The organism is Tractidigestivibacter sp. (assembly GCF_057241865.1).
Genome location: NZ_DBHHPX010000073.1, coordinates 1 through 4,951 on the forward strand (window position 1 = coordinate 1; position 4,951 = coordinate 4,951).

At 61.7% G+C, this 4,951-nt stretch carries 7 protein-coding genes; 2 read left to right on the forward strand and 5 right to left on the reverse strand.

Annotation, left to right across the window (positions count from 1 at the left end):
• A partial coding sequence (locus tag ACO59D_RS12770) for a class I SAM-dependent methyltransferase (protein ID WP_485127313.1) occupies positions 1-427 on the forward strand: 427 nt, incomplete at its 5' end.
• Positions 428-600: 173 nt separating this feature from the next.
• Here ACO59D_RS12770 and ACO59D_RS12775 read toward each other — a convergent pair.
• The 3 genes from ACO59D_RS12775 to ACO59D_RS12785 form a co-directional block, all read right to left on the reverse strand.
• Positions 601-1,581, reverse strand: a complete 981-nt coding sequence (locus ACO59D_RS12775) for a DUF5131 family protein (RefSeq protein ID WP_485127314.1) — start codon at positions 1,579-1,581, stop codon at positions 601-603.
• Positions 1,582-2,043: 462 nt separating this feature from the next.
• Positions 2,044-2,319 (reverse strand): hypothetical protein, encoded by a 276-nt coding sequence (locus ACO59D_RS12780; protein WP_485127315.1) that lies wholly within the window; start codon positions 2,317-2,319, stop codon positions 2,044-2,046.
• A gap of 227 nt (positions 2,320-2,546) precedes the next feature.
• Positions 2,547-3,740, reverse strand: coding sequence for an ATP-binding protein (locus ACO59D_RS12785; protein ID WP_485127316.1), 1,194 nt, complete (start codon positions 3,738-3,740; stop codon positions 2,547-2,549).
• A 97-nt stretch (positions 3,741-3,837) separates the two neighbouring features.
• Between ACO59D_RS12785 and ACO59D_RS12790 the strand changes: the two genes are divergently transcribed.
• A complete protein-coding gene (locus ACO59D_RS12790) occupies positions 3,838-4,089 on the forward strand; it encodes a hypothetical protein (RefSeq protein ID WP_130813102.1) in 252 nt (83 codons plus the stop codon).
• Between the two features lie 230 nt (positions 4,090-4,319).
• Here the strand turns inward: ACO59D_RS12790 and ACO59D_RS12795 are convergent, their stop codons facing one another.
• On the reverse strand, positions 4,320-4,634 hold the full coding sequence (locus ACO59D_RS12795; RefSeq protein WP_130813101.1) for a type II toxin-antitoxin system RelE/ParE family toxin: 315 nt from the start codon (positions 4,632-4,634) through the stop codon (positions 4,320-4,322).
• Positions 4,631-4,894, reverse strand: a complete 264-nt coding sequence (locus tag ACO59D_RS12800; RefSeq protein WP_130813100.1) for a type II toxin-antitoxin system Phd/YefM family antitoxin — start codon at positions 4,892-4,894, stop codon at positions 4,631-4,633. The genes ACO59D_RS12795 and ACO59D_RS12800 overlap by 4 nt, the downstream gene beginning before the upstream one ends.
• Positions 4,895-4,951 lie beyond the last annotated feature (57 nt).

Consider the following 4,951-nt stretch of genomic DNA (forward strand, 5'->3'; position numbering starts at 1 on the left):
CGTGACGGAGGGCCGTTGTGAGCTGCTGGAGGCAGACGTCAGCCACCTGCCGTTGGAGGATGGCACCTTCGACCTGGCGACGGCGTTCGAGACGGTGTACTTCTGGCCGGGTCCGGTCGAGAGCTTTGCGGAGGTGCATCGCGTGCTCGCGGACGGCGGAGCATTCCTCATCGTGAACGAGTCGGACGGCACGAATCCCTCCGATGACAAATGGAAGAAGATTATCGACAGCCTGCAGATCTACACGGCGGAGCAGCTCCACGACCACCTGGCACAGGTGGGGTTCTCGCAGGTCACGGTGGACCACGACCCGCAGCGGCACCGTCTGTGCATACTCGCCAGAAAGTGTGCGGGACCGACCAGACACGCAGCAACCGGAACGCCTCCTTCACGCGAGGGATGCTCCTTGTGCCCAGACTGTAGCTGAGCAGCGGCTGGGCTCCTTGCACCAGTCCCAGCAAGGGCTGCATCGCAATGTTCATGTGGTCTACGGAAAAGACGGAGATTGCCAGAATCATCGGCGTTGTCACGCCGATGCCTGCCAGTGCCTGCTTGCCGTAATGCATTTCCGCAGCCACGGCGGCACAGCCGGCATTCCAGTCAGGCACCGCTCCAAGGGCGCAGCTGCTCGGGCGGCTCGCCACAGAGACCGCAATTGCAGCAGCCATTGCAGATGAGGTGACTGCCGCACGACATGCAGCGCGTACGGTAGCGGGGTTGGTACAGGCACTCGGGCGGCAGAGGCAGCCCCAGCGGGTCGGTAAGGCGCCACTGCGGGGGCGCTCCGGCGTGCTCGACCCCCGAGCGATACGCCTGCCGGGCCTGCACGGACTTCTTGGGCAGATAGTATTCGCGGCCGCCCACGACGAAGCGGGTCCCCGTCTCGATGAAGGCGAACGTGACGTCGTGCGCGCGGCACTGCGCGGAAAGCCGTTGCACCCAGGAGAAGTGGCACGGGCGCGGATCCTCGTAATTCTCGCCCCCGCACTTCACCTCCTCGATACCGCAGCCGCGCACCGTAAGCCCGTCGGGAGTCTTGTACGAACGGCCGGCTGCGTTTGCGTCTTTGGCCTGGTCGCCAGCGCAGAGATAGCGCTCAATGTCCACCGCCCCGATGAACGGCGCGCACATGATGCCCTTGTGGGCGGCCGGTGTGGCCAGGAGCAGCGGGATGCGCTCGTCGGCACGACGCTGGTTCTCGCAAGTGACGTTGAGCATCACGTTGTCCCAGCCCTGGCCCCAGTCGGCGGGCAGGCACTCCACCATGCGCTCGGGCCGCTTGGTCAGCAGGAAGAACTTCACGTCGGGACGCGCGTGGATGATGTTCCACGCCTCCTCTCGCCATGGATCGGCCTCCGGGACGAAGAAGTCGGAGTTCATGCACACGCGGATGAACTCGCCGCTTTTCACCTTGTACGCACCCGAGCGGTCACGCTGCAGCGGGTAGTCGAACGTGGTCTTGTTGCGCCGCACCACGCCGCCATCCAGACCGCGGGCCCTGTCCATGGAGAACATGTAGCATCGCGCGCAGCCCTCGCTGATTTTGGTGCAGCCATGCCAGGGGTTCCAGATGTCGTGCATTTCCGCCTTCGCGTTGTGGGGTTGTACGTGGACCAATCATAGCAGTGGGGATTCACGACTCCGAGACCCGCTATCGCCTACCTCAGCAAAGCCAACGCCTCTTCACCGAATGTGTTGCAAACCGTCACACAATCGCACACGAATGTGTGACGAGCGCAGGACGTCACAGAAACGTCGCCGAACGTGTTGCGCTCTGCAACACGTTCGTAAGCTGGGGCCAACATTCGAGGCCCCGTAAACGACGAGAAATCGCGAGAACGGTCGGCGGCGCAGGCTCGCCGCCAAGCTCCGCAAGTGCGGCGGCGTGACCATGGTCGACGAGATCGAGAGCGGCAACCACGTGCAGCAGCGCATCTCGGTGCTCCGCAAGTAGCGGGCTCGTCTCCTTGGCGCAAGCCGAGATGCCTCGGCATCCCTCACTGAGGCGTCGGGGCATCCTGCTGTCGCTCTTATCGGCTAGCGCTAGAGCCCCGTGAGCTCGTGGAGGTGTGCGAGGTGGATGCCGGTGTGGCCAATCCCGAGCATGGCGGCGACGACTACCGCAATGGGAGACTGGTACCAAATGCCTAGGAGAACGAAGGCTGCCACGGGCAGGCTCGCGATGGGCACGAGTATCGGGCCGAGGGGCTGGTACATACCGGTGAGCGTCCCACCGCCTCCGAAGTAGCGTGCCCAAGCGAACTCGTAGAGGACCATCAGCAGGAACACGACGCCGACCATCGAGAAGCCAAGCTGCATACGCGCACCCCCAGGCCTATGCGAAACCCATGGGGTCAATACTTACGCTTGGCGAGGCTTAGACAGGGCGGGCAGCTCTCAGTTCTTGGGCATCGTCGTCGTGGGCGTGGCGCTGGTCACCGGTGCCGTCGCACTTCGCCGTCGCGAGAATGGTAATGCCTGACAGTTTCAACGCCACAGCACGTTAGGCGGGGACATGGCAGCGCCCCCCCCCGCCCCCGCGCCGCCTAGTAGAACAGCGGCACGCGGTCGCGCAGGAAGTCGTCCAGAGTGCATGCGCCCGAGGAACTCCCCCCAACGGTCACGCGCCTTGCTTGGGGGTGCTGCAGGAGAAACTTCGTCATTCCTCCCTGTCGCGATTCGTTGCCGCCCTTGACCTCAATTGCAGAGATCGATGCTCCCCGTACCGCAACGAAGTCGACCTCGCTGTTGCCCTCTCGCCACCAATAGAGTTCGAAGCCCTCCTCGGGTGCGCGTGCCAGAAGCCGCGCCCCAACAGCAGACTCGATCAGATGACCGCGCCTTGCGCGGTCTGCAGCGTAGACGGACCTGCCCAACCCGTCCGTCGCGGTCATGAGGGACGTGTCGTACACCATGAGCCTTGGGGAGCTCTTGCGGCGTGTCGCTGCCTTCTCGTCAAACTTGGGAAGGCCACACAGCATACCCGCCTTGCCCAGGAGGTCAAGGTAATGCGCGAGCGTGGTGGTGTTTCCCGCATCCTGCAGCTGGCCGACCATCTTGTTGTATGAGAGCTCCTGGCCGGAGTACGTGGCACCCAGCCTGAAGAGCGCCCGCATGAGGGCAGGCTTCCTGACCTCCCCAAGGGAAAGCACATCCTGGGAGATGGTTGGTTCGATGATAGAGTCGCGCACATACGAGACCCAGCGCACTTCGTTGCTTGCGAATCGAGCGGCACCAGGGTATCCGCCAAAGAAGAGGTACTCCTCTAGGCTGTAGCCAAAGGCCTCAGAGCACTCCTCGAGGCTCCAGTGGGAGGACCTGATGAGCTCGAAACGCCCCATGAGCGAGTCCTCCAAGCCTTTGTGCAGCAGCAGGGAGGACGAGCCGCTGAGCACCGCGCGCACGGGAGTGCCGTTGCGCCGATCCGCATCGTACAGGGACTTTACGACCGTGGGCCAGTGCGGAACCTTCTGGACCTCGTCCACCACCAGTACCACAGGACGCAATCCGCCGGCCGTCATGTTGCGCGCCTGCTGCCATTCGGTCTGCAGCCATTCCGGACTCGAAACGATCGCCTCGTCGGAACTCACGTAGATGTGGTCCATCTCTATCTGGTCCAACGCCTGGGAGAGCATCGTGCTCTTGCCCGTCTGCCTTGGGCCAACAACCACCTGTATGAGTGGGTTGTCGGCCTCGTTCATGCGCGAGACGATCGTTTTGACTTGATGTCGCTGGAACATGGCGACCTCCTTGCGTTTCTCAATGTACTGAGTAATTTTACTCAATGTACTGAGTAAATATGCTCAATACAATGAAAAGTACGTGCGGTTGGGGGACATGCCATGGCGGGAAGGACATCGCGACTGGGGAGACATAGCGGAGCCAAAGGACGAGAGGGACGAGGGTCGTCCGGCCGAGGGTTACGAGGTCCTTCGCGGGCACATATACCGGCACTTCAAGGGCGACTACTTCATCCTCACGAGTGCCACCCGCCTGCCTGCTTCCTATGCGGCCGACATCCTCGCCGAAGCGGGCTTTGCCACCTCCGTGCCGTTCTTCTACAACTGTCGCCGAGCTCTCGACACCTGACTGTCTGCCTGTCGTTGTCTTCGTCATCCTCACGGCAATCGGCGTGGCAATCGCCCTGAAGGCAGGACGTAAGACTGCGAAAACCTAGAATAGTAGGCTCGTATCTAGGAGCAGCCCCCAATCGCACTGCAAAGGCTCGGAATTGAGCAAGAAGCCAGTACATGTTTCGAGGCAGACAGCCAGCCCGCTCTGGGTTTCAGCTGTTCAACAGGCCGAATAGGGAGTGCATGTCACAACAGCGACTTCCAGTCTCGTGCCCCGAAAAGCACCCTCTCGACACACACAAAGTGATGAGTATCGTCTGCGATGAAGAACATCAGGAAGCTCCCGACAGGACACCATCGGTAGCCAGCCTTCGCCAAGTCGAAGTCTCTTGCGCGGGCATATGATTCGGGGCTCTTCTTGAGCATGTCCACCTTGGCCTGCACCTCGTCCAAGAAGTCATCGGCAGCCATCGGATTTGCAAGCTGATCAGCCATGTAGGCTGCAGCCTCTCTGATATCCGCCACCGCCATATCCGTCAGGCGTACCCGCCATGCGCTCATCTGGAGAACTCCCTGCGCAGAGCAGAAAGTGCCTCATCTGCGTCGACGGTACGTCCGCGCTCGACGTCGGCGTGGCCTGCTGCCAGCATGTTCACGAGCTCGGCACGCCGAGCCAGCGCCTCGTAGGCTTCTATGCTCATGATGGCGAGGTCTCCATTGCCGTTTCTGGTCACAAAGATTGGCTCCGGATCCCTGTGAGCCTGGCTCGAGATTTCGTTGTACTCGTTGCGGAGCTTTGTGCTCGAGATAATCCTGGGCATGATGCCTCCTATCTTCAAGTCGTTGCATCTGAGAGCCGGATACCGGATGCTTTGATG